This is a genomic window from Pseudomonas sp. Z3-6 (assembly GCF_051131985.1).
Taxonomy (GTDB): domain Bacteria; phylum Pseudomonadota; class Gammaproteobacteria; order Pseudomonadales; family Pseudomonadaceae; genus Aquipseudomonas; species Aquipseudomonas zanjanensis.
The window spans coordinates 4,439,690-4,464,530 of record NZ_CP071644.1 but is presented as its reverse complement, the minus strand read 5'-3'; the positions used below and the strand labels follow the sequence as shown (position 1 = coordinate 4,464,530).

Here is a 24,841-nt window from a genome sequence, read left to right as displayed (position 1 = left end):
CTTGGCACGAGCGATTGACAGGGCGGCAGATTACAGAATATTGTTCTGTAACAGAGCAATATTCTGTAATGGAGTGATGTTCTGTTCATGACTCAAGCCCACCTGACCAGAGATACCCCATGAGCCAGACTCTCAGCATGTACCAAAGCGTCGGTCCGTCCGCGTTCAGCAATATGGCCTGCCAGATGGCCCCGTACTTCGGCACCATCAACCCGGAAATTTCGGTGTTGGCCCCCGGTCGCGGCGAAGTGAAGGTGCCGTTTCGCAAGGAAATCACCAATCACCTGGCGTCCGTTCACGCCATCGCACTGTGTAACGCGGCAGAGCTGGCCGGCGGCATGATGACCGAGGTGTCCATCCCCAGTGGCGCTCGCTGGATTCCCAAAGGCATGACTGTCGAATACCTGGCCAAGGCCAAGACGTCCATCCACGCGATTGCCGACGGTAGCGATATCGACTGGCAGACTTCGGGCGACAAGATTGTCCCGGTCGAGATCTTCGACGAGGCGGGGATAAAGGTCTTTACGGCGCGCATCACCATGAACGTGAAAATCGGCTAGATCGCCCGGCCCATCAAGCGTCGACCGTTTCTGCCAGATGGGCCATCAGCCACTGGCGGAAGCGGTTGACGCTTTGTCTGTTCGGGGCCCGGCCTTGGGGTTCCAGCAGGCAGAACTGCGCGTCGGTGCGCAGGATGGCGTGCGTTGGCCGCACCAGGTTGCCGGTTTGCAGGTGATTGCTGAGCAGGCCCGACCACGCCAGGGCGATCCCTTGGCCAGCCAGGGCCGATTGGATCAGCATGGCGTAGCTGTTGATATTGATGCGCCGTCGAGGTTCTGGCGCTGGGTAGCCAAGGCGCTGGAACCATTCTTTCCAGCCAATCCAGTCACTGTGCTGGTCTTCCAGCCACAACCAGGTGCATCCACCCAATTGCTCCAGTGTCTCGATTTCCGGGTGTTGCGCCAGATAAGCGGGGCTGCACACCGGGAAAATCTCTTCGTTGAACAGCGGTGTGACTTTCATGTTGGTTGGCGGCGTGCTGCAGTAATACAGCGCCAGGTCACAGTCGAGCCGGGAAAAATCACTGACTTGATCCGTCGCGATGATGCGCAGGTCAATCTCCTCGTTCTGGCGCTGGAACTGCGACACCAGCGGCAGCAGCCATAGCGACGCCATCGCCGTGCTGGTGACCACCGTGACTTGCTGCGCACCTTGCCAATGGCGTATGCCCGCGGTGGCCTGGGCGATGTGCAGCAGCGTGTCGCGCACGCTTTCGTAATACTGGCTGCCGGTGGCGGTGAGGTTGATCTCCCGGGTCGTGCGGGTGAACAGCGCCGTGCCCAGGTAATCTTCGAGCAAGCGTACCTGGCGGCTGATGGCGCCTTGGGTGACGTTCAGTTCCCGTGCCGCCATGGTGAAGCTCAAGTGGCGGGCGGCGGCCTCGAACGCCACCAGGCTGTTGAGGGGCGGCAAGGGTTGCAGTTTCATCAGGCTTCAGTCTTATCAGTGTTAGGCGCACAGAGATTGTGCAGAAGCCGGCGTGCAGTGACTACCTAATTAGCGAGGAACGGCTAAAGATCAAGGACCAGGTCGGAAGTGGGCTTGCTGCAGCACAGCAAACGCAGGCCCTTGTCGATTTCCCGCTGCCGGATGCCGCCGTTGTGGTTCATGTCCACCGTGCCCTGGAGCAGGGCGGTCTTGCAGGTACCACACACGCCCTGGCTGCAGGAGGAGGGCACGATGGCGCCGGCTTTCTTGGCGGCGGACAGCACGGTCTGATTGGCCGGCATGCTGAATGTCTTGCCGGAGCGCGACAGGGTCACCGTGAACTCGGCTGGTTGATCGAGCGAAGCGGCCTGCTCAAGCAACGGTTGCTCATTCAGTGCGGCAATGTCGAAGCTTTCCTGATGGTAGTGGGCGAAATCGAACGCCGCTTCCCTGAGCAGCGACTTGACCGCTTCCATGTACCCCTGGGGACCACAGGTGAAGATCTCCCGCTCCTTGTAGTCCGGCACTTGCTGGCTCAGCAACGACAAGTCGAGCCGGCCTATCGGTTGCTGCCATTGCGTGGTGTCGCCAAGCCCTTCGCAAATACTGATGACCCGCAGCCCCGGCATGGCTGCCTGCATGTGCGTCAATTCCCCATGGAAGATGATGTCGGTGGGCGTGCGGGCGCTGTGCACGAATACGATATCGAGGTTGCCAGCCATGTCGCAGGCGGCCCGGGTCATCGACATCAACGGCGTCACGCCGGAGCCGGCGGACAGGTACAACAACTTGTTGGCCGGATGGCCGACCGGCGTAAAGCTGCCCGCTGGGCCGGACGCCTTCAGGCTATCGCCGGGCTTGAGGTTGTCATGCAGCCAGTTCGACACCACGCCCCCCGGTACGCGCTTGACGGTGATGGAAAAGGCAAAGGGCCGGGTCGGGGAGGACGACAGGGTGTAGCAGCGGGCAATGGTTTGCCCGCCAATGACCGGCGAGATCGTGATGAATTGACCGGGCTCGAAACTCAGGGCGCTGAAGTCGGCACAGCGAAAAATGAACGTCCTGACATCGTGGGTCTCCTGGCGCACGGCGCAGCATTGCAGGGTTTTCTGCTCGCCGCTGTGCCACTGCGCACCGAACGTGCCCCAGGTGGTCGGGTCAGTGAAACGCTGGACCGCGCTGGCGTTTCCAGGGCGCGTCAGGTGTTCGTAAGTCGTCATGTTCATTCCTCACACGCCGTGGGCGGCGAGGCGCGCCGCGTACCAGCGCGAGAACTGGTCGACATAGGTTTCGGTAAAGGCCGAGAACGGCCCGGGCGTGTAGGCCGGATCCTGGGTGCCGCTGTGGGTGATGCCGACGAGGCTGGCGTCCTGCAGGTTGGTCGCGACCCAGACTTCGGTCAGCTTATCCAAGTGGTAGTCGACGCCTTCGACCGCGTCGGCATGGACCAGCCATTTGCTGCGCACCAGGGTCTTGTCGGGCGCCAACGGAATGATGTAGGAAACCACGGCGTGGTCGCTCATGACATGGGTCCACGAGTTGTGGGTCCAGAAATGCATGTCGCCCAAGTCGCGGCGAGTGAGGTCGCCGAACAGCCGGGTGCACGCCACACGGGTGTCCAGGGTCTGGGATTCGCCGTTGCCGGCAATGGCCAGCCGCTGCGAGCGGAACTGGGTCACGGCGTTTTCACCTAGATGTTCGACGGCCTCGCAGATATAACCTTCGCGCTCCCAGTTGGCCTTGGTCTCGGCATTGCGGCGGTGATACTCCGCCAGCGCCTGGAGTGAGTCCTCCCCCAGGCCATCGGTGCAGAAACCGAAATCTTCGGGCAGGAACGAGGCGGTCAATTCCGGGTGAGTGGCTGCGCAGTGATAACACTCGCGGTTATTCTCGATCACCAGTTTCCAATTGCCGTTCTCGATGATTTCCGATTCGAAGGCGATTTTTGAACGGGCGATGTCATATTGAGCGAAACGCGGTGTCATGACCTGATCGAGGTACTGGATGTCTTCTGGCGGTTCGTCGCCCAGGCAGACGAAGACATGGGTGCCGATAACCCGAGTGTGCACGGGAATCAGGCTTTTGCACTTTGGGTCGAAGGCCTGCCCCATGTGCGCTGCATGTTTCAGGCTACCGTCGAGGTCGTACGTCCACTGGTGGTAGGGGCAGACCAGCATGCCCACCGTCGACTTGCCGGCCTGCTTCAAGCGAGCCCCGCGGTGCCGGCAGACATTGCGAAAGGCCTGCACCTGCTCGTCATCGTCGCGCACCAGGAGGATGGATGACTTGCCGATATCGAGGGTGGAGACATCACCGGGTTCGGGGACGTCGCTGGTGACCCCCACCAGAATCCAATGCTGGGTGAAAAAGATCTCGACGTCGGTTTCAAAAACATCCTGGCGACCAAACAAACCACCCGGCATGCCATGACCGGGAGTGCGGTCGGTCAGAAGTGCACGATGGGTTTTCAAGGTATTAAGGGTCATTTTCCGATCTCGCTCAAACTCAAACGGGGTAGTGGCGGTGGGGGCAAAGCCGTTGACTGGCGCATCAAGCCAGCGAAAATTCTTTTAGGGGGGCGGAAGGCACGGGCCGCGACAGGTTATGCCCCAGCAGTGCCCGATACAGTTCACCGTCGCCCACGATGCCCAGGACGGTACCGGCCTGTTCCTGCACGATGAGGGGGTGGCCGGTTTCGTAGCGGATCTGCAGGGCGTCGCGCATGGTAGTGGTCGGCGGCACGCACGTCGGTTGCCGAGCCAAGGTCCCGATTGCCTGGGTCGGATTCCAGGATTGGACGTGTGCGGTCGTGGCGCCTTTTCGCACGCTGCTCAAATGACGCTGCGCAGTGACCACCATCCACAGGTTTCGAGCCGTATCCAGGCAATATTCGTCGCGGGCGAAAACGCACTGGCCCAGCGGGGTCATCAAGCTTTTCGCGCACAGCACATTCAACGGATTGGTGTGGGCGACGAAGTTGCGCACGTAGTCGTCGGCCGGGTTCAGTACGATCTCTTCAGGCTTGCTGTACTGGATGATCTTGCCGTCTTTCATGATGGCGATGCGCGTGCCCAGCTTCAGGGCTTCGTCCAGGTCATGGCTGACGAACACGATGGTCTTGTGCAGCTTGCGCTGCAGGTCGAGCAACTCATCCTGCAAGCCTTGGCGGATCAGTGGGTCGAGGGCGGAGAAGGGTTCGTCCATCAGCAGGATGTCGGCGTCCATCGCCAGGGCGCGGGCCAGGCCGACCCGTTGCTGCATGCCGCCGGACAGCTCATGGGGTTTTTTATTGCGCCATTGGGTCAAGCCCACCAGCTCGAGTTTTTCATCCACCAGCTTGCGCCGTTCCTTTTCCGGGCGGCCCTGCATTTCCAGGCCGAAGCTGATGTTCTCGCGCACTGTCAGCCAGGGCATCAGGGCGAACTTCTGGAACACCATGGCGATGCGTTGGGTGCGCATCATTTTCAGCTCGGCGGGGGTGCAAACGGCGATGTCGATCTGCCGGCCTTGGTGTTCGACGAACAGTTTGCCGCGACTGACGGTGTTCAGCCCGTTGATGCAGCGCAGCAGGCTGGACTTGCCGGAGCCGGACAGGCCCATCAGCACGCAGATCTCACCTTTGTTGATCGCCAGGTTGGCTTTCTCCACGCCGACGATCAAACCGGTTTTCTGAAGAATCTCCGGACGGGAAAAGCCTTGGTCGAGCAGATCCAGGGCAGGTTTCGGGCGAGCGGCGAAGATGACGTCGACGTCTTCAAAACGGATGATGCTCATACGTCACCTCTTTTCAGGGTTTCACGTTGCTTGCAGATGCGGTCGAGCGTGATCGCCAGCAGCACGATGGCAAGACCCGCTTCGAAACCCATCGAGATATCGGCGGTGTTCAGCGCATTGACCACCGGCTTGCCAAGCCCGTCGGCGCCCACGAGGGCGGCGATCACCACCATGGACAGTGACAGCATGATGCTTTGGGTGATGCCGGCGGCGATGCTGGGCATGGCGTGGGGCAGTTCGATGCGCGCCAATAATTGGCGGCGCGAACAGCCGAAGGCCTTGCCGGCATCCATCAGTTCTTCCGGGACATCGCGGATGCCCAGGTAGGTCAGGCGAATGGGGGCGGCGATGGCGAATACCACCGTTGAGATCAGGCCCGGGACCACACCCAGACCGAAGAGTGTCAGCGTAGGAATGAGGTAAACGAAGGTCGGTACGGTCTGCATCAGATCGAGTACCGGACGCATCAGTGTGTAGAACATCGGTTTGTGCGCGGCAACAATGCCCAGCGGTACACCGATGACCACGCAAACGAGTGTGGCGAAGGTCACTTGGGCGAGGGTTTCCATGGTCTCCTGCCAGTAACCGAGGTTGAAGATCAGCAGGAAGGCGAAGGTGACAAAGAGGGTGAGGCTCACCTTGCGTTGGATGTAGTAGGCGAGCAGGGCGAAAACAGCGATCAACGCCAAGGGGTTGAACCACAGGAGTGCGGTGGTAAACGCGGTGATCACACCCGACAGCGACAGCGAGATGGCGTCGAAAATACCGGCGCCATGTTGAGTCAACCATTCGACATACCGGGCGATGTGTTCGCCCAGGGGAAGCTTCTCTTGTGTCATCCACATATCACTGATCCGGTTGATGGAAAGAAACCGCATGCCAGCAACCGCCCGGGCGCCGCTTCGCGTGCCAGGTTCGCAGGCAACGCAAAACGACTGCGCGAGGCGTCGCGTCAGCAGTTATCGAAGGTTGGGCAGGGAAGGGGTAACAGAAGAAGCGTGTGACAACGCCAGTCGCCCCGGCTTTCTTTGGCCGGATGTCGAGGGTTTTCCAAAGGAGTGCACTGCAAGATTCATAATGGCGGCTCGTTGTTGTTTTGGTTTGGAGTCCGTTGCCTATGGGAGATAGTTATCCAGGTGCCTTTGGCTGACAAACCATTTTAAATCAGTGCCTCATGAGTTTTTATCATCAATGATTCGCCACTTCTGGGCCAAAAAAGTCGATTAAATGTACTTGGGTGTACATTCAGCGGTCATCCAAGTACATTCGCGCTACGCATGATTGAAGAAGGTAAGCAGGATGCCCCAGGTAGGAAAGGCACGTGGCAAGGCCCAGGACGCAGGCTGGCGGGGCTCGCCGGAGGGTTGGCTGGAAGCGGCCTATGAGGCCCTCAAGGAGTCTGGCATCGATGCGGTGCGGGTCATGCCGCTGGCCAAGCGCCTGGGCTTGTCACGCACCAGCTTCTACTGGTTTTTCGAGGATCGCGAGCAATTGCTGGCGGCGTTGCTGTCGCGTTGGCGGGAGACCAATACAGGGGGACTCATACGGCAAAGTGAAAGCTATGCCGAAAGCATTTCCGAGGCGATCCTGAATGTGTTCGAGTGCTGGCTCAATCCGCAATTGTTCGACTCGCAATTCGAATTCGCCGTGCGCAGTTGGGCGCTTCAGTCCGCTGAAGTGGCCCAGGAGGTGGCGGTGGTGGACGAGCAGCGCATGAATGCCCTGGCGAGCATGTTCAAGCGCTTCGGCTACGACACTCAAGGCGCTGATGCACGGGCCCGAACGATCTACCTGACGCAGATCGGCTACATCACCATGAACACCACTGAGCTGATCACCGTGCGCTTCCAGCGCATCCCGCATTACGTGAGCATTTTTACCGGCAAGGTCCCCAAGCAGCGTGAGCTGGATCGTTTCTACGGGAAGTTCGGCTATGCCGAAAAAGAGCCCGGGGTCTTCGTTCCGTTGACGGACACTTTCGAAGGCAATGCCGATGATCAATAAAACCTTGGGGATCATTGGCGGCACCGGCTGGTTGGGTGGCGCGATTGCCAGGGCGGTCCTGGCCAAGGGACTGGTGCCGGCGGGGAACCTGATCATTTCCAATCGCTCCGGCAACCATCCGTTGGCTGAGCAAGGCGCTCGCCTGGTCACGGACAACCAACGGTTGGTGGATCGCAGCGACGTCGTGATCATCGCGGTGCGCCCCGAGCATTTCGCCAGCCTGGGCATCGATGCGACGGGCAAAATCGTGATTTCATTGATGGCCGGGATTACGGCCCAGATGATTGCAGCGCAGACGTCAGCTTCAGCGATCGTGCGGGCGATGCCCAACGCGGCGGTGGAAATCGAGCAGTCCTTTACGCCTTGGTATTGTTCGACCGGGGTAGGAGCGGCAACGAAAAACCTGGTGCAGCGTGTGTTCGAATGCGTAGGCACCGCGGCAGAAGTCCAGCAAGAGGACTTCATCGATTACCTCTCTGCGCTCTCGGGCACCGGCCCGGCTTTTCCGGCCTTGCTGATGACGGCCCTGGCCCGTCAGGCAATGCTGGCCGGCATACCTGGCGACATCGCGCAGATGGCCGCAAAAAATGTCGTGGTCAACAGCAGTCAACTGTTGGCCAATCGTGACCCCCAGCAGATGATCGACGCCTTGGTGGCTTATCGGGGCGTTACGGCCGCAGCCTTGCAGGTGATGAGCCAGGGGGATTTCGAAGAGCAGGTGGGGAGGGCGTTGCAGGCCGGTGCCGCGGTGGCTCGCAAGGGGCTTCAGGCCTGATAAGAATTCGAGATACAAAAACGGCGCCTTCCTCTATTGGAAGAAGCGCCGTTTTTTCTTGAGCGAGCCCTATGGCGGCTCAAGGGACGGGCTTGCCGTTACTTGCTTGGGTGAGCAGCCTGAAGTTTCTTGGCTTCATCCAGGTGATGTTGCAGGTCCGGCAGCATCTTCTGGGCGAACGCCTTGAGTTCGGTACTGCCAGCTTTCTTGTCGTCGGTAACGGTGTTGGCTTCTTTCTTGAACAGTTCGATGGTTTCTTCGTGGGCCTTGACCTGGTTGTTGGCGAAGGCTGGATCAAAAGACTCATCGCGCACGTCGAGAATCTTCGCCTTGGCTTTTTTCATCAACGTGGTGTCGTCGGGTACCTGGATGTCATGTTTCTGAGCCAGCGCCTTCAGCTCTTCATTGGCCTTGGTATGGTCGGTGATCATCTTGTTGGCGAACGCCTTGATGTCCGCCGATTGGCTTTTTTGCAAGGCCAGCTTGCTGGTTTCGATTTCCGCAATGCCACCGGCCGCCGCGTTGTCGACAAAGTCATTTGAAGTCGCGGCCCATGCCATGCCCATGCTGGTACTCAGGGCAACTGCCAGGCCGAGTTGACGCAGGGTAAATCTGTCCATAGGTAAGTCTCCACACAGGTTGTACAAGTGATTCTTGTGGTCACTGATCAATGGAGAGCGGTGCGTTGGCAAAGGTTTGATCGCAATGCGCGACGGTACGACGAACGGTCACCGCTGGTCGGATTGGCGGTCGACAGAACCCCGTCGACGAGGCCATCCTGATAATCGATGGGCGTCGAAAGGACGCCTGCCACCGATCCATCAAAGGAGGTGTTCCATGCCGGTGTCCCACGATTTGTGCCAGGATCTCAACTGCACAAAAGACCACATCAAGCAAAGACGGGCCGAGAATCCAAGGCTCGACTCATTACTTCAAAAATACTCCGAACTGGATGCCGAAGTGGTCGACGCCGAGAAGCCATCCTCCGCCGTGCTGCCCGACGAAGTCCTGGAGACGCTCAAGAAGAAGCGATTGCTGATCAAGGACGAGATCATGGCTCACATGAAGAGCGAGCCATAGCGCCGACTGCTTGTGAGGACTTTTGTGGCGAGGGAGCTTGCTCCCGCTGGGCTGCGTAGCAGCCCCTGGATCTCGTGAGCGCTGCGCATCGAGCGGGAGCAATCTCTCTGGCCACCACAGGCCTCATGTCAGGCAGGCGCAACACAACCCTCAGGTCAACGGATCCCAGCGCTGCGACCAGTCGCTGCCAGTCCTGACGATCTCCCGCAGCACTTCGAACGCCTGCTGCAACGCCGCCGAATCCCGGTCCCTGGAGTACACCAGGTAGGTCGGGTAGTTGAACTCCGGCGCCTTGGGCACCCGCTCCAGGATGCCGCTGTCCAGGTAGCTCTGCACGACCCGTGTGCGGAAGTAGCCGCTGCCACCATTTTCGAGGATGTATTGCAGGGCCAGGGGACCGAGGTTGAAGGTCACCGCGGCCTTGGCCTTGTCCGGTAGCGCGGTGTCGTGTTGGCGTCGGAAATCCGCACTCCAATCGATGTACACGTAGGGGTCGGGACGGGCGGCCAGGCGCACCAGGATGAGTTTTTCTTCCAGCAATTGTTCCACTTGCAAGCGCGGCCAGTATTCGGGTTGATAGACCACCGCCGCATCCAGCAGCCCCAGTTCCAATTGCTGCAGCAGCTTTTCGCCGTCGCGGATGTCCATGCGCAAGGCATGGCCGGGAATTTTCTCGCGCAGTGCTCCAGCCCAGGCCAGCATCAACGGGTTGCACAGGCTGACCTCGCCACCCAGGTGCAAGACGTTGCGATAGCCCTCGGGCAATGGCAGGTCCCGGCGGGCCGCTTCCCAGGTTTGCACGAGCTGGTTGGCGTAGACCACGAAGGCCTCGCCGTCGGTGGTCAAGCGCGCGCCGGCGCGGTTGCGCACGAACAGCGCGCAGCCGAGCTGGCTTTCGAGCTTCTGGACCCGGGCGGTGATCGCCGTCTGGGTCACATGCAGCTTCTCGGCCGCTGCGGCGAGACTGCCGTGGCGGACGATTTCCAGGAAGGTGCGGGCGAGGTCGATGTCCATGGTCAGGCCGATGCGGGGGAAGCGGGCATTGTAAGAGCTGCCAGGCCTTCCCGATACCTTCGTACTGTTCATGCCTGATCTGTGGCGAAGGAGCTTGCTCCCGCTGTGTGGGAGCAAGGCTCGCCCGCGATGGAGGCGATGCGGTCTCGCGGAATCGAGGCGTCTGTTTCGCGAGCAAGCTTTGCTCCCACAGCCCAGCGGGAGCAAGCTCCCTCGCCACAGGGGCATCGTTGTTCTTGAGTGAGCAGTATGGTCTCGAAGCCGGCTGTTATTCGACGGCTTGGGGTTGTGCCGCCCGTGCCCAAGGTGCGACCAGGCGTTCGGGTGTACGGCAGGCCTTGTGCTTGAAGACGAAACGACGGCACTTGTCGGCGAAGCCGTGGCGATCGTCCACCATGTCGCGGCGCATTTGTGCGAGTTCGTCATCGCGACAGGCCTGGATCGCCGTCAGGCTGCGTTCGGCCTTGCGCACCCGGATGCTTTCGTAGGCCGGATCGAGCAGTGCGCGGTTGGCCCGTTGCAGCAGCCACAGGCCGAACTCGTCGGGGCAACGCGGGCCGATCTCCTGGACCATGCCGTAGCGCAATGCCTCCAGGGCGCTGATGGGCAGGCAGTCCTGGGTGAGTTTCCAGGCCATGTCCGGACCCACCGCGCGGGGCAGGCTGTAGGTCCAGTATTCGGAGCCGTACAAGCCCATGGTCGCGTAGTGGGGATTGAGCACGATGTCGTGGCGCGCCAGCACGATATCGGCGGCCAGCGCCAGCATCACGCCACCGGCCCCGGCGTTTCCCGTCAGGCCGCTGACCACCAGTTGCCGGGCGCTGAACAACTCCAGGCAGACGTCGTCGATGGCCCGGATGTTGGCCCAGGCTTCCAGGCCGGGTTCGGCGGCGGCCTGGATCACGTTCAGGTGCACGCCGTTGGAAAAGCTGCCGCGTCCACCACGAATCAACAGCACTTGGGTGTCCCGGGATTTGGCCCAGCGCAGTGCCGCCACCAGGCGCTGGCATTGCTCCGTGCTCATCGCCCCGTTGTAGAACTCGAACGTCAGCTCCCCCACATGGCCGCATTCGCGGTAGCGAATGGGTTGATAAGGCTCGTCGCTGAACGGTTGCCGGGCCAGGGAACTGTCAAGCACCGGGACGCCTTCGAGGCGGTTCGACAGGACATGGCGCGCCGGGCGTTTGAAAGTCTGTTCGCCGGGTTGCGGTTTGCGGCGCAGGGCGCCGATCCACAGGCTCGCGTCCCCTGTTGCCACCAGCACTGCATCGTCACGCACGGCCAACAGTTCGCCGGGCAGGCCATGGCGAACATCCAGATGGGCGTCGTACAGGTAGAATTGTTCGCCGGCCAGGCTGGCGAGCACACCGGGTTGACCGTCCGCGGCGTCGATGCAGCGCTGGATGAAAACGCTGCTGTCGTGCCAGCTGAAGCTGCGATCATCCTGGGTCATGTTCGGTTGCAAGCGCCCGATCACGTCAGGGCGGCCATAGTCCAGCGGTACCGGGGCGAAACCGTCGCGGTGTTTTTTCACCACCTCGCGGATGCAATGAATGGCCGCGTCGCTGACCGGGCCGTTATACAGCTCGGATTTGCGCAGGCCCTTGGGCAGGTCGAATTCGCGAGTGGCCCAGATGGGGCCTGCGTCCATTTCCTCCACCGCCTGCAAGGCGGTGACGCCCCAGCGATCGAGCTGCCGGGTGATCGCCCAGTCCAGGGCACTGGCACCGCGATCACCAACAATGCCCGGATGGATGATCACCACCGGGCGTCGTGGGTTGCGCCACAATTGCTTGGGTACACGGTCCTTGAGAAACGGGCAGATCACCAGGTCGGCGTCGCTTTCTTCGATTTGCCGGCAGACCGAGGCCGCATCGGTGAACAGCACCACGCTGGGGCGATAGCCAGCCTCGCGCAGGTCCAGCCAGGCGCGTTGGGTCAGGCCGTTGAAGGCGCTGGACAGCAGAACGATTTTCAGTGGAGGCATGAATCTCTCTTCCTTGAGATGCGCAGGCGCAGGCTGCCGATGAGCCGTCCCTGGCCTTGATGGAAGCGTTACGTTAGCGGTTGCAGGTGAAGCGGGAACTGACAGGGATCAAGGTTGTGTGCGGTGGGAAATCAGGGAGGCAGAAACACGAATCCCGCCACGGGGGCGGGATTCGTTTGCAATCGAAAGGTTCGCGAAGAGGGCGAACTCAATCTCAGGCCGGGAACAGCTCGGACAGTTTCATGGCCAGCATCATGTCGCCTTCGGTGCGCAGCTTGCCGCCCATGAACGCTTGCATGCCGTCGGTGCTGCCGTCGACGATGCCTTCCAGGGTTTCGGCGTCCATCACCAGGGTCACCTGGGCGTCCGGGTTTTCACCTTCCAACAGTTCGCAGGTGCTGTCCTTGACGACCAGCGAGAAATGCTTGGTATCGTCGATGCGGAAACCGAATACCAGGTCCAGGCCGGCAGCAGCGGCAGGGTTGAACTTGGCTTTCATGGCTTGTACGGCGTCGGCTACGGAGGTCATGGTTTCGATCCTTATTTGGGTGGTACAGCAAGGGTCTACAGTAATCCGGACTCAGCGAAAGGTGATGAGGTCCGGGGCCTTCAACAGTTGCAGGTGGGCATGGCTGTTGAAGGAAGCCAGGGCCACCTCGCGGCCCCTGAATTTCAGGTGGTTGAGCGAGGTGTTGACGATTTGCCAGTTCAGTTCGAAGGCCTGTCGGGCCGGTATCCGGGTGATCAGGTGGAGCAGGGCGGTGATGGTGCCGCCGGAGGTGAACACGGCGATCTTGTGGCTGTTGTCGGCTTGTTCCAGGATGCGCTGCAGGCCCGCCTGGACCCGTTCGACGAAACCCAGCCAGCTTTCCAGGCCTGGCGGGTCATACCGGCCGCTGAGCCAGCGTTCGACGATCAGCGCAAAGATGCGCTGGAACTCGGCGCGGTTCTGCGCAGCGTTGCGCAGGATATGCAGCGCCTCGGGCTCCTCGGGGAGCATGTCTGGCAACAGGGCACGAATGACCGCGTCGGCGTCGAACTCGTTGAACGCGGCGTCGATTTCCAGCTCGGGGACCGGCAGGCCGGCGGCAGACATCTGGCCCAGCGCGCCGACGGCGGTATCCTGTTGGCGACGCAGGTCCCCCGAGAGGCAGCGATCGAATACGACACCAAGCTCGGCGAGGTGGCCGCCGAGCACTTGCGCCTGGCGTACGCCATTGGGCGAGAGGACATCGTAGTCGTCCGCACCAAAGGAGGCCTGGCCATGTCGAATCAGATAGATACTGCCCACGTCCGCGTCATCCCGGTACGTTGAAGGTTTGGCGAGGTTATGGGGATGGCGGTGAGCTGTCAATGAAAAAACATACGCTTGTTTGAAATGCCTGTTGCAGCCTTGCCCTGTCGCGCTCGCGTCAAGGTAACCATAGGTTTCTTGGCTGGTCGCGACGCAGGCGCATGGGTATGCTGGGACCGTTACGCGCCTGCGTTCAGTGGCGCATTGCATTTAAGGAGTTGCTGTGGAGTTTTTCATCGAATACGCCGGTTTCCTGGCCAAGACCGTGACGCTGGTGATCGCCATCCTGGTGGTGCTGGCCAGTTTTGCTGCGCTGCGCAGCAAGGGGCGGCGCAAGTCGGCCGGCCAGTTGCAGGTGAGCAAACTCAACGATTTCTACAAGGGGCTGCGCGAGCGCCTGGAACAGACGCTGCTGGACAAGGATCAGCTCAAGACGCTGCGCAAGGCCGAAGGCAAGGCTGAAAAGGCCGGGAAGAAAAACAAGGACAAGCCGGCGACCAAGCCCCGAGTGTTCGTGCTGGACTTCGACGGTGACATCAAGGCCTCGGCCACCGAGAGCCTGCGTCACGAAATTACCGCATTGCTGACCCTGGCGACGCCGAAGGATGAAGTGGTATTGCGCCTGGAAAGCGGCGGCGGCATGGTCCACAGCTACGGCCTGGCCTCGTCGCAACTGGCGCGGATCCGTCAGGCCGGCGTGCCGCTGACCGTCTGTATCGACAAGGTCGCGGCCAGCGGCGGCTACATGATGGCGTGCATCGGCGAGAAGATCATCAGCGCGCCCTTCGCGATCCTGGGTTCCATCGGCGTCGTCGCGCAATTGCCCAACGTCAACCGTCTGCTGAAGAAACACGACATCGATTTCGAAGTGTTGACGGCCGGCGAATACAAACGCACGTTGACCGTGTTCGGCGAAAATACCGAGAAGGGCCGGGAGAAGTTCCAGGAAGACTTGGACATCACCCATGAGCTGTTCAAGAACTTCGTGTCCAACTATCGTCCGCAATTGGCCATCGATGAAGTGGCGACAGGTGAAGTCTGGCTGGGTGTCGCGGCGCTGGACAAGCGCTTGGTGGACGAGCTGAAAACCAGCGACGAGTACCTGGCCGAACGGGCCAAGGGTGCCGAGCTGTACCACCTGCACTACGCCGAACGAAAAAGCCTGCAGGAACGCATCGGCATGGCCGCCAGCGGTTCGGTGGATCGTGTGCTGCTCAGTTGGTGGAGCCGCCTGACCCAGCAACGGTTCTGGTAATTCGGCAGAGGATGTTCACACTAAACTCTGTGGGAGCGGGCTTGCTCGCGAAAGCGGCGGCACATCCAACATCCTCTGTCCAGACACACCGCCTTCGCGAGCAAGCCCGCTCCCACAGTGGTTCGGGGGTGGGCTGGGCATCGATCATCCATCAACAAAAAAAGCCCTGAACCGGTACATCCGGATCAGGGCTTTTTTGTGTATCAGGTTTCAGCGACGACGGAACAGCGGCAGCGGTTCGTCAGTGGCGGCCTGGTAGGTCACCGAGAAATCCTTGAGGCTTTCGAGGGCTTCATAGGGGTCTTTGTCCGCGCGCAAGGCGAAGGCGTCGAAACCGCAACGGCGCATGTAGAACAACTGGTCGCGCAGTACGTCGCCAATGGCCCGCAGTTCACCCTTGAAACCATAGCGGTCACGCAGCAGGCGGGCGTTGGAGTAGCTGCGCCCGTCGGTGAAGGCCGGGAAGTTCAGGGCGATGACCTGCAACTGGTTGGCATCATCACCGATTTCCTCGGCTTCCTCGTCGGCGTCCAGCCACACACCCAAGCCGCCGTCGCGGGCCTTGAGGGCATGGGCATGATCGCGCCACAGGGCCAGGGGCACGATCAGGTCGTCACAGTTGGAGATGCCATCGAAACTCGCGTCCTTGGGCAGCAGGTGCCAGGTTTCGTCGATGACCTCGTTGTTCTTAATGATTCGCTGCATAGACGCGTTCCTTGAAGAGGTCGATGCCAATACGTTGGTAAGTGTCGATGAAACGTTCGTCCGGGGTACGTTGTTCGATGTACACGTCGATCAGCTTCTCGATCACGTCAGGCATGTCGTCCTGGGCAAACGACGGGCCGAGGATCTTGCCCAGGCTGGCGTCGCGGCTACCGCTGCCGCCCAGGGAGACCTGGTAGAACTCTTCGCCTTTCTTGTCCACGCCCAGGATGCCGATGTGGCCGACGTGGTGGTGACCACAGGCGTTCATGCAACCGGAAATGTTCAGGTCCAGCTCGCCGATGTCGAACAGGTAGTCCAGGTCGTCGAAACGGCGCTGGATCGATTCGGCGATAGGGATCGACTTGGCGTTGGCCAGGGAGCAGAAATCGCCGCCCGGGCAGCAGATCATGTCGGTCAGCAGGCCGATGTTCGGGGTGGCGAAACCTTGCTCACGCAGCTCGCCCCACAAGGTGAACAACTGGCTCTGTTCAACGTCTGCCAGGATGATGTTCTGCTCGTGGGACGTGCGCAGTTGGCCGAAGCTGTAGCGCTCGGCCAGGTCGGCAACGGCGTCCAGTTGCTTGTCGGTGATGTCGCCCGGTGCGACGCCGGTTGGTTTCAGGGACAAGGTCACCGCGACATAACCCGGCTTCTTGTGGGCCAGGGTGTTGCGGGTGCGCCAGCGAGCGAACCCCGGGTGTTCCTTGTCGAGGGCAGCCAGTTCGGCGTCCTGATTGGCCAGCGTCTTGTACTGCGGGTCGACGAAGTGCTTGGCGACGCGATGCACTTCGGCTTCGGTCAGGGTGGTCTGGCCGCCACGCAGGTGAGCCATCTCGGCCTCGACCTTCTCGGCGAACACTTCCGGCGTCAGGGCCTTGACCAGGATCTTGATCCGCGCCTTGTACTTGTTGTCGCGACGGCCATAACGGTTGTACACCCGCAGGATGGCGTCGAGGTAGCTCAGCAGGTCCTGCCACGGCAGGAACTCGTTGATGAAGGCGCCGACCACCGGGGTACGCCCCAGGCCGCCGCCCACCAGCACACGGAAGCCCAGCTCGCCGGCGGCGTTGTAGACCGTCTCCAGGCCGATGTCATGGACTTCGATGGCCGCACGGTCCGAGGTCGAGCCGTTGATGGCGATCTTGAACTTGCGCGGCAGGTAGGCGAATTCCGGGTGGAACGTCGTCCACTGGCGAACGATTTCGCACCACGGCCGCGGGTCGATCAACTCGTCGGCCGCGACACCGGCGAACTGGTCGGTGGTGACGTTGCGCAGGCAGTTGCCGCTGGTCTGGATCGCGTGCATCTGCACGGTGGCCAGTTCGGCCAGGATCTCAGGCACGTCTTCCAGGGCCGGCCAGTTGTACTGGACGTTCTGCCGGGTACTGATGTGGGCATAGCCCTTGTCGTAGTCGCGGGCAATCTGCGCCAGCTTGCGCACCTGGCGCGAGGTCAACTGGCCATAAGGCACAGCCACGCGCAGCATCGGGGCGAAGCGCTGGATATACAGGCCATTCTGCAGGCGCAGAGGGCGGAATTCTTCTTCGCTCAGCTCGCCTGCCAGATAGCGTCGGGTCTGATCACGGAACTGCTTGACGCGGTCCTCGATGATTCGCTGATCGTACTCGTCATATACGTACATATAAGTCTCGGTCTCAGGCTTGGGCCGATCAGAAACAGCTGCATGTTGGCTCGCTGGAATCGGGTTCTGCCTCGGCAATTCTGCGCGCACGGCCGCGCACTCCTAGAGGAGCCGGTGCAAGATACCTGTTTTGAGTTATGCGCAAAAGTGATGTTTGAGTATATGTAAAGAACCAAATCGACTAATGAGACTGATTATTGCCTAACCCACATTTGTCGTACGGGCAATCATCGTCTTAACTGTGGTCGAGTCCCTATGCAATCACCTACAAAACCGACAAGAGGCGATGCAATGAGCAATCCGACCAAAGCAAGGAAAAGCGACAGTACCGTTGATGCCTGGGCCATTTTGTTCCTGATTATCCTGGTGGTGGGCACGGCGGTGTTCTGGGTCAGTCATCAGTAATTTCAATCCAACACACAACTCAATGTGGGAGCGAGCCTGCTCGCGAAAGCGGTGGTTCAGTCGACTATGTGTTGACTGACACACCGCTTTCGCGAGCAGGCTCGCTCCCACAGGGTTATGTGTTGTGTTGGTAGCTGTTATAGCCCCGCCAGATGCACCACCAGCTTGACGATGCCAAACAACGTCAAGGCGAAGATCACCGTGAACGTGATCCCCAATATCACGAAGTGGCTCGGCTTGCCGTGGGTGAAATCCCGGGCGCGGTTCTTGCCGCTTTGCACGCCGAAGGCCGCAGCCAGCACGCTGTGCATCATCTGAAGCAGGGTTGGCGGTTTGTTGTCCACTGGATCGTCCATAAATCCCTCGTTGAAAGTCGCGTCGCTCCAAGCATAGTCAAGCCGCGCCTGTGTGGATGAATTCGATTGCTTTTGCCATTCGTTACGCAAGTTTCCAAGGGCCTATAACTATGTACCGCCAGTGCGGTTAGTCGAGCTGGTCTGCTGTCGCTTCATTCAAAGGAGCGATGTATGCCGACGGATCCCATACAGAACCCGGAAAAAGCACAGTCAAAACCGCAAGCCACGGAAAGTCTGCACGCGGACTTCCTGAAAGCTGCCATGCCTGCATGGCTGATAGAGGCTTCGACGCAACGCAGGCAGGCGATAAGGCAAGTCGCAACGCAGATGCCGGCCTGGTATGCGAACGCTTCGCCAGAGCAGCGCAAGGTCGTGGATGCCTGCTTCAAGCAAAGTGTCGTAGCGCAGAATCAACTGGACACAACCCTGTCCTCGTTCCTGGACATCGACACGTTCGCCAGGCCGCTGTTGATCCAGGCACTGAAAGATCAGTTCGAGACAGAGGTGGATGTCGACAAGACTTTGCTGCACCTGACACGGCCCTGGGAAACAACCGTGGTCAAGGTGGAGATTTCTTCGTTCACATTGTTCAGGTTGCCCATGCTGCAAGTTGCGCTGCACAACTTCGAAAGTTGGGAATGCGAGCACGGCGCCTATCATGAAACGTCAGGATTTGTCGTAGCGACGGACACGCCTGGCACTTTTGCGCCCGTGGCGTTGAACGTGTCGGTCGGTCAATTCCTCACCCTGTGCCGCACCCTGGATATTGGCGCGAAATACCAAGCCTACCTCAAGTCATTTTTCTACCCGGCTGACGCGGCGACCGAAACGGCGCTTCGCCAGCGCTTCATTGCCAGCCAGAAAGCTGCGATGAGGGCCGCAGCCGAGCAAGCAGTGTTGGCAGGGGATATCGAGCCAGGGGATCACGCGATGATCCTTTCGGTCATCGAGGGTGAAAATGACCCTTGGATCGGCGGGAAGCCGGTCTGGTTCGAAGACCTGTCCCTGATGAAACAGAGACTGGTGGGTTGTGTTGCGTTTTCGATTTGTGAACTTCATCGCTACAGCGATGAAGTGATCCTCTACGTGCCCCATGACCCTGAGCATCCGCTGAAGCGTTACGATGGCGACCAGCTTGAAACACGCTTCAAGCAATTGCTCACCACGCCCGATACCGGGCAATCGCAGAATATTGCCCCGACACCTTATCAGCGTTTTTTCAGTCGATTCGTGCCCTACGGCAAACAGCCTTATTACTTCAGCCAATTCATCCAGGAAGCGGACGGCCTGCCCAGCCTCCAATTGCCTGCGCCATGGATGGGTATTTTCGAACCCTTGATGCCCTCTTCGCTGATGATTCACCTCCCCGGTATTCCTCCCGACCCCTCAAAGGCAACGCGCGAGCCAGATCCCTACATCGCCCCTTCGACGTGGCCGCAGAAAGGCCGAACGTTGTGGGCCGATAACCTTGATCCGTGGCAGTACCTCTATGAGCAACACCGTGAAAAGGTGCTGGCCGATGCGCGCAGTCATGCGGTCCCCACGGAGGATGTCGACGCCAAGACCAGGCAAGAGAAACTGGCCAGCCTATTGCAAATAGGGCTCAACACCGTGAACGTTTTGTCCATGTTCATTCCGGTGTTTGGCGAGGCCATGATGGTGGTCATGGCGGGACAGCTGTTATACGAAACTCTTGAAGGCGCAGTCGAGTGGGGTGAGGGCGACAAACGGGCAGCCAGGGCTCACTTGATCGATCTCGCGCAAAATCTGGCGTTGATGGGCGTGATGGCCGGTGTGGGCGCCGCGGTCGGCAAGTTCGCCGCAATCAAGCCCGAACCCGTGATCGAGCACCTTGAGTCCGTGACCTTGCCCAATGGCGAAACCCGCCTGTGGAAGCCGGACCTGAGGCGCTATGAAAGCCAAGTAACGCTCTCCGACACGAACGCTCCGAATGCTCAAGGACAATACGTAGTGGGTGGGATGACCTGCATCCGTCTGCAGGGAAAGGTCTACGAGCAGTTTTTCGATGAGTCGATCCACAAATGGCGCATCAAGCATCCGACGGACGCTGCGGCGTATCAACCCATCCTCGAGCATAACGGCACCGGAGCCTGGCGGCATTCATTGGAGCGGCCAATGACTTGGGATCGCCTGACGCTGCTCAGGCGCATGGGCCATGAGACCGCCGCGTTTTCGGATGAGATGCTGCTCAGGCTCGCCGATGTCAGCGGCGTCAGCGACAACGCGCTGCGTAAAATGCATATGGACAATGCAATGCCACCTCCTGAGTTGAGGGATGCGATGCGCCTGTTCAAGGCGGACGCCGAGGCAGGTAAGGTGATTGCCCCGTCACAAGATCCAGCAGGATTGGGAACGTTCTCCCGGCAGCGGATTTTCGAAAGCCTCTACAAGGGCACGGAACCTGTCGACGGTCGCGTCAGGATTTTGCAGCGTGAGTGTCCCGGCCTCAGCGAGGCCGCCGCCCAGGAGGTTATCGCCCACGGTAGCGTTGCGGATCTTGCCCGTCTCGATGCAAGGCGACGTGCGCCGCTGAACATGCTGGAAGAGGCTCGCTGGTACGCACGGCAAGGACGCCAGGTTCGTGCGTATGCGGGATTGCACAGCGACAACATCGTTTCGGCTGACAGTCGACGCCTGGCATTGCACGCCCTGGAAAGACTACCAGGCTGGCAGAGTACGCTGCGTCTGGAAGTGCGCGAGGGAAGCAACACGGGTGCGTTGCTTGAAAGCATCGGCGACAAGAGTGCGCCTGAGAAAACGTACCTGATCAAAAACGGACCTCGCTACTACGCATTCAACGAGCTTGGGGAAGTCTTTGATAGCGTGTCCTGGCGGGGCGGCAGCTTCTACGACGCGATCCTGCATGCTTTGCCCGATGGCGCGAGTTCCGCACTGGGGCTTCCAGATGCTCAAGGCCCCGAGCTGCAACGCATGATCATCGATTACGCCTACTTGCATCGTGGGGATATGACACAGCTGCTTGAAACCCCCGCCAAGCGCTTCAAGCCACCGGTTCGCGTGAGCGCAACGCTCAAGGGGTATTACGCGAGCGGCCGGGGCAGGGGAATGCACCCTTCCATTGAAGCGCGGGTGGAGGCGCTTTATCCCAGCGAACAGCAAGCCGAGGCGTTCATCAGGCAACAACGGGGCAAGACAGAACGGCAGATCTATTTGGAACTGCAAACGCGCCAGCGCGAATGGGAGTTGCTCGATGGCACGCTTGAACGATGGCTGGACGAGACGGTGGGCAGCCCGGCCGAGGTTCACAGATATCGATTTACCCAGGCGCTCAGGGACTGTTGGCGCAATCGCCCGTTAGCGGAAGAATCCCCCGAAGGCGCGCGGCTGGTGCTTTCCTGTGAGGTGCCGCTGCCCCCAATAGCCACCCATTTTGCGCATGTACGGGAATTGTCGGTGATCGGCGGCGGCATGACAGACGCCAATGCGGATGCCTTCCTGGCACTTTTCCCTGGGATCACGAAATTGGAGATTGGCCTCAGGGAATCCGGATTCCTCGATCTGTCCTTCGGGCACCCACCGTTGACTACCCTGCCGCACGCGGTGAGCCAGATGCCAGGACTCACCCACTTGCGGTTCTCCAGCGCCGCTGTCTCGCTGGCCGAGAGTTTTCCACAAAGGCTCTCTTCCCTGACTTCGCTGGAGGTGCTGCACATCGATTACTCAGGTTTCGATCAGACCGCCATGCACAACCTTGACCTGACACCATTGAGCCGTTTGCGTACGTTGAAAATCGAGGCGCCTCAAACGTTATCGCAATGGCCTGAATACGTGCAGCGTCTTCCCCGGCTCGAACGTCTGGACCTGGCGCGCACATCGATACGTACGTTGCCGGATGCACTATTCGAAGGGCACGAAAAGTTGTGGGCCGGGCTATCGCTGAATTGGTCAGAGCTGACTCCGCAAGCGTTCTCGCGCGCCTACCGGTACGTCAGTGAATACTCGGGAGCGTTCGGCCATTTGGTGGACGTGGATCAAATGGTGGACGGCTACTGTCGCGGGCAATTGCGCTCGCTGGTCGGGGAGGCCGAGTCTTTCGGGCGCCTGCCCGTGACGTTTGACAGTGCCTCCAATACTCCTCAGGAACGATTTGCTGCTGTAGAAGCACTCAGGGCGGAACACGATGGAATCTTTGCGCAGTTTTTTGAGCCGACGGGAGCGGAAGATTTGTCATACGCCATGCTTTCCCAAGTGTGGTGGGAGAGCGGAGGTCTGTTGTTTCGAGCGTTGCGAGGCAGCTGGCGCAGCGCTGTACGCCAACGCCTGGGTTTGCCGACCGCAGGCGGCTCTTTGTTTGAGCTGCCGGTTCCCGGGTCTGCTCTTCCCGGTAAGAAGTTTGCGGCGCTTCCAGCGTTGCCGCCCGCAAGCTTTTCCCACGTAGAAACGCTGCGCTTGGGATCGCTGGATGTTTCCTCCCAGCAGGCGCGCAACTTTTTCAGGGCATTCAGCGGTACGCGAACATTGGAAATAAGCGGCAACGGCTTCACCGAGCTGCCTTTCGACGCCGAAGACTTGCCAGCCTTGACGCAACTCGATATGCGCAACAACAACCTGCTCGTCACTCCCACTGTTCAGGCGCAGTTCAATGGGTTGACGATGCTTGAGCAACTGAATCTGGAAAACAACCCGCTCGAGAGTCTTGATGTCAGTGCCTTGACCCGGCTCAAGGCACTGGGCCTCAAAGCCACCCGGTTGCGAGCTTGGCCAACCGGTGCCGAGAACCTGACGCAGCTTTCCTGGCTTGACTTGCGGGATAACCAACTGCAGTCATTCCCGCCAACCGTGCTGTCCAATGATGAAGTCCTGTTAAAGACCCATTTGGACGGTAACCTCTCCAGCCCTGATGGCGAGGCAGCCTTGAGTGCGGCACATCAGCGAGTCGAAGATGCAAGAGGGCTTCCCCATGGGGCATTGGCCCGATTTGCCAAGGAGTCTGTACCGGATCAATTCCCGCCGACGGAAACAAGCTGGTCGATCGCTCAACTTCTATTACCGCCGCCCGAGGCGTTGGCCGTGGTCGAGGGGGATGCGGGGCGCGAACTGCGCCTGCAGCGGCTGGATCCGATCCTGACCCGGGAACAGGCAGCCCTGAAGCTCGGGCAATGGCGTGAAAACGGGAGAACCGAGACGCAGATCGACGACCAGGTCAGCCAGTGGCACCAATCGTGTGTCTCGCTGATTCGTCGGTTGAATGACTGGCTCTTCACCAGAGAAGTCCGAGTCGCAGGGGGCACCGTTTCCGCGCAAAGCCGCGCGCTGGCGGCCAAGAGCATCCGTGAGGTTTGGCAAGAGGGACTGATACGCCACAGTGGGGCAGGACAAACACTCAGTCTGCATGGCCTGCAACTGGGCGACTTGCCTGAACTGATTGAGCCATTTCCTGGCGTGACGACGCTGGACCTGTCAGGAGTCCTGTTGACTGAACAAGGTTCAAACGGTTTCCTGGGCGCTTTTCCCCATCTGAACCGATTGGACCTGGGCGGCAATGGACTGAGCGCCGTACCGAATGCTGTCTTGCAAATGGAGCAATTGGAGCACCTGGGGCTCGGTTATAACAACTTGCCCCCCGCGGCGGCTTACCCGTTATTGACTCACGGCCGCCTGCGTTCGCTTAACCTTTCCATGAATAGACTGGATACGTTCGATCCTCCCGATTTTGGCCAGATCGAAGCGCTGGATCTCAGCTATAACGAAATCGGAAACTGGCCCAGCCATCTATTGGATGCCCCAGCGCTGGAGGAGCTGAACTTGAGCGGCAACGAGTTTACGGATCTTCCGGCGGGGCTGCTGGAGGTCACTCACCAGAGACTGCTGGACGGAATGGATCTCAACGATAACGAATACCTTTCCCCCGAAGTGTTTTATGAACTCAGGGATTACCTTGAACGGAGCGACCGCGAGGAAGTCTTGGGTTTTTCCCGAGACGAAATCGATGGCCTGATAGCCCTGTCAGAGGCGCCGCAAGGCGACATGTCCGATTTTGATGACGACTCCGATGGCGGCGCAGGCGGCAATGTCCGTAACGATATCCATGCCGCAGTCGCTCCGGTCGAACCCCTTCTCGATCCTTCGGGCGATGCGTCGACCGAGGCGTTGGCACCCTGGCTGGTGGGGGCTGACGGTGAGCAGGTCACGGTTCGGCAAAGAATCTGGACGCAGTTGGCCGAAGAAAATGATCACGAGCGCTTCTTCCAATTGTTGGGTCTGTTGGCAGACACGTTCGATTTCAGATTTAACCGGGCAGAACTGACGCGACGGGTATGGAACGTCATGGAAGCTGCCAGCGAAAACAGCGAGCTGCGCCAGTTGCTGTTTCGGGTAGCCGAAACCCACGGGACCTGCATCGATGGCCGCATCTTGACGTTCAGCGAGCTGGAAGTCCGAGTGTTTGTCTTTCAATGCTTGCGTGATATTCCATTGGACCGCCCTATGCTCAAGGGCCAGGCATTGCTGCGCTTGTCGCGGCAGTTGTTCCGACTGGAGCGGGTCGAGACGTTGGCCGAAGCGGCTGGTCAAGGCAGGGATCGGGCGGAAATACGCCTGCGTTATCGCATTGGCCTGACGAGCGGATGGGGCGACGGCATTGATTTGCCGGGGCAGCCTACGCATATGGCTTTTGGCGCACCGATCGCTGGAGAACTGGCGGCGCGCACGCGCAACTCGATTCTTGAGGCAGAGCGCAGCGATGCGCTATTGGTGAGCATGACGTCGCGTGACTACTGGACGAGCTACCTGCAGGAGCGACATCCAGAACAGATGAGCGACATCGCCAATGCTGTCGCCACCAGGCGCCACGAACTCCTGGACGCATTGGAGGATCGCCGGGCTGACGGCGGAATCGATACGCAGCAGTACAACTTGGAACTCAACGCGTTGGGAAGAACGATCGATGCCCTGCGCACGGACAAACTGGTTGAGCTGACGCGAAGAGAGTTGAAGGATTTGCGAAGCATCGTGCCTGGAGCGGATCAGTTCGGTAATCGATCACCCCAACCCGGACCGTCCCACCGCAACTGATGTGCT

19 protein-coding genes are annotated in these 24,841 nt (G+C 59.9%); 6 read left to right on the top strand and 13 right to left on the bottom strand.

Annotated elements, in window-relative coordinates; genetic code table 11:
- Positions 1 to 119: 119 nt before the first annotated feature.
- Positions 120 to 560 (top strand): hotdog fold domain-containing protein, encoded by a 441-nt coding sequence (locus tag J3P88_RS19205; protein ID WP_186706660.1) that lies wholly within the window; start codon positions 120 to 122, stop codon positions 558 to 560.
- 13 nt (positions 561 to 573) lie between these two features.
- Here the strand turns inward: J3P88_RS19205 and J3P88_RS19200 are convergent, their stop codons facing one another.
- The 5 genes from J3P88_RS19200 to choW all read right to left on the bottom strand — a co-directional run bounded on the left by J3P88_RS19200 (position 574) and on the right by choW (position 6,107).
- Positions 574 to 1,488, bottom strand: coding sequence for a LysR substrate-binding domain-containing protein (locus tag J3P88_RS19200; protein ID WP_434571007.1), 915 nt, complete (start codon positions 1,486 to 1,488; stop codon positions 574 to 576).
- An 83-nt stretch (positions 1,489 to 1,571) separates the two neighbouring features.
- On the bottom strand, positions 1,572 to 2,708 hold the full coding sequence (locus J3P88_RS19195) for an FAD-binding oxidoreductase (protein ID WP_434571005.1): 1,137 nt from the start codon (positions 2,706 to 2,708) through the stop codon (positions 1,572 to 1,574).
- A gap of 9 nt (positions 2,709 to 2,717) precedes the next feature.
- Positions 2,718 to 3,974: an aromatic ring-hydroxylating oxygenase subunit alpha gene (locus tag J3P88_RS19190; RefSeq protein WP_434571003.1), complete on the bottom strand. Its 1,257-nt coding sequence runs from the start codon at positions 3,972 to 3,974 to the stop codon at positions 2,718 to 2,720.
- Positions 3,975 to 4,038: 64 nt separating this feature from the next.
- Positions 4,039 to 5,262, bottom strand: a complete 1,224-nt coding sequence (gene choV / locus J3P88_RS19185) for a choline ABC transporter ATP-binding protein (protein ID WP_434571001.1) — start codon at positions 5,260 to 5,262, stop codon at positions 4,039 to 4,041.
- Complete coding sequence (gene choW / locus J3P88_RS19180) at positions 5,259 to 6,107, bottom strand: choline ABC transporter permease subunit (RefSeq protein ID WP_434576551.1); 849 nt, start codon at positions 6,105 to 6,107, stop codon at positions 5,259 to 5,261. The genes choV and choW overlap by 4 nt, the downstream gene beginning before the upstream one ends.
- 454 nt (positions 6,108 to 6,561) lie before the next feature.
- On the opposite strand from choW, the gene J3P88_RS19175 reads away from it, so the two are divergent.
- Positions 6,562 to 7,266 carry a TetR/AcrR family transcriptional regulator gene (locus J3P88_RS19175; RefSeq protein WP_186706666.1) on the top strand — a complete coding sequence of 235 codons (705 nt, stop codon included), beginning with the start codon at positions 6,562 to 6,564 and terminating at the stop codon, positions 7,264 to 7,266.
- Positions 7,256 to 8,041 (top strand): pyrroline-5-carboxylate reductase family protein, encoded by a 786-nt coding sequence (locus tag J3P88_RS19170; protein ID WP_434570999.1) that lies wholly within the window; start codon positions 7,256 to 7,258, stop codon positions 8,039 to 8,041. Before J3P88_RS19175 ends, J3P88_RS19170 begins: the two co-directional genes overlap by 11 nt.
- 98 nt (positions 8,042 to 8,139) lie before the next feature.
- On the opposite strand, the gene J3P88_RS19165 is transcribed toward J3P88_RS19170, so the two are convergent.
- Positions 8,140 to 8,661 carry a DUF4142 domain-containing protein gene (locus J3P88_RS19165; RefSeq protein ID WP_434570997.1) on the bottom strand — a complete coding sequence of 174 codons (522 nt, stop codon included), beginning with the start codon at positions 8,659 to 8,661 and terminating at the stop codon, positions 8,140 to 8,142.
- A gap of 217 nt (positions 8,662 to 8,878) precedes the next feature.
- On the opposite strand from J3P88_RS19165, the gene J3P88_RS19160 reads away from it, so the two are divergent.
- Positions 8,879 to 9,121: a YdcH family protein gene (locus tag J3P88_RS19160; RefSeq protein ID WP_186731019.1), complete on the top strand. Its 243-nt coding sequence runs from the start codon at positions 8,879 to 8,881 to the stop codon at positions 9,119 to 9,121.
- Positions 9,122 to 9,271: 150 nt separating this feature from the next.
- Here J3P88_RS19160 and J3P88_RS19155 read toward each other — a convergent pair whose 3' ends face one another.
- From J3P88_RS19155 to J3P88_RS19140, 4 genes are all read right to left on the bottom strand, one after another.
- Positions 9,272 to 10,135: a LysR family transcriptional regulator gene (locus J3P88_RS19155; RefSeq protein WP_434576548.1), complete on the bottom strand. Its 864-nt coding sequence runs from the start codon at positions 10,133 to 10,135 to the stop codon at positions 9,272 to 9,274.
- Between the two features lie 268 nt (positions 10,136 to 10,403).
- Complete coding sequence (locus J3P88_RS19150) at positions 10,404 to 12,122, bottom strand: hydrogenase maturation protein (RefSeq protein ID WP_434570995.1); 1,719 nt, start codon at positions 12,120 to 12,122, stop codon at positions 10,404 to 10,406.
- Between the two features lie 214 nt (positions 12,123 to 12,336).
- On the bottom strand, positions 12,337 to 12,651 hold the full coding sequence (locus J3P88_RS19145; protein ID WP_186706671.1) for an SCP2 sterol-binding domain-containing protein: 315 nt from the start codon (positions 12,649 to 12,651) through the stop codon (positions 12,337 to 12,339).
- Between the two features lie 51 nt (positions 12,652 to 12,702).
- Positions 12,703 to 13,413 (bottom strand): histidine phosphatase family protein, encoded by a 711-nt coding sequence (locus J3P88_RS19140; protein ID WP_434570993.1) that lies wholly within the window; start codon positions 13,411 to 13,413, stop codon positions 12,703 to 12,705.
- Between the two features lie 226 nt (positions 13,414 to 13,639).
- On the opposite strand from J3P88_RS19140, the gene sohB reads away from it, so the two are divergent.
- Positions 13,640 to 14,671, top strand: coding sequence for a protease SohB (sohB, locus tag J3P88_RS19135; protein WP_186706673.1), 1,032 nt, complete (start codon positions 13,640 to 13,642; stop codon positions 14,669 to 14,671).
- Between the two features lie 210 nt (positions 14,672 to 14,881).
- Here the strand turns inward: sohB and J3P88_RS19130 are convergent, their stop codons facing one another.
- The 3 genes from J3P88_RS19130 to J3P88_RS19120 form a co-directional block, all read right to left on the bottom strand.
- Positions 14,882 to 15,376, bottom strand: coding sequence for a DUF934 domain-containing protein (locus tag J3P88_RS19130; RefSeq protein WP_123413203.1), 495 nt, complete (start codon positions 15,374 to 15,376; stop codon positions 14,882 to 14,884).
- Positions 15,360 to 17,018: a nitrite/sulfite reductase gene (locus J3P88_RS19125; RefSeq protein WP_434570990.1), complete on the bottom strand. Its 1,659-nt coding sequence runs from the start codon at positions 17,016 to 17,018 to the stop codon at positions 15,360 to 15,362. The genes J3P88_RS19130 and J3P88_RS19125 overlap by 17 nt, the downstream gene beginning before the upstream one ends.
- 542 nt (positions 17,019 to 17,560) lie before the next feature.
- Complete coding sequence (locus J3P88_RS19120) at positions 17,561 to 17,779, bottom strand: DUF2970 domain-containing protein (RefSeq protein ID WP_092255470.1); 219 nt, start codon at positions 17,777 to 17,779, stop codon at positions 17,561 to 17,563.
- Between the two features lie 171 nt (positions 17,780 to 17,950).
- Here J3P88_RS19120 and J3P88_RS19115 point away from each other — a divergent pair, with 171 nt between their 5' ends.
- Positions 17,951 to 24,835: an NEL-type E3 ubiquitin ligase domain-containing protein gene (locus J3P88_RS19115; protein ID WP_434570988.1), complete on the top strand. Its 6,885-nt coding sequence runs from the start codon at positions 17,951 to 17,953 to the stop codon at positions 24,833 to 24,835.
- Positions 24,836 to 24,841: the final 6 nt, after the last annotated feature.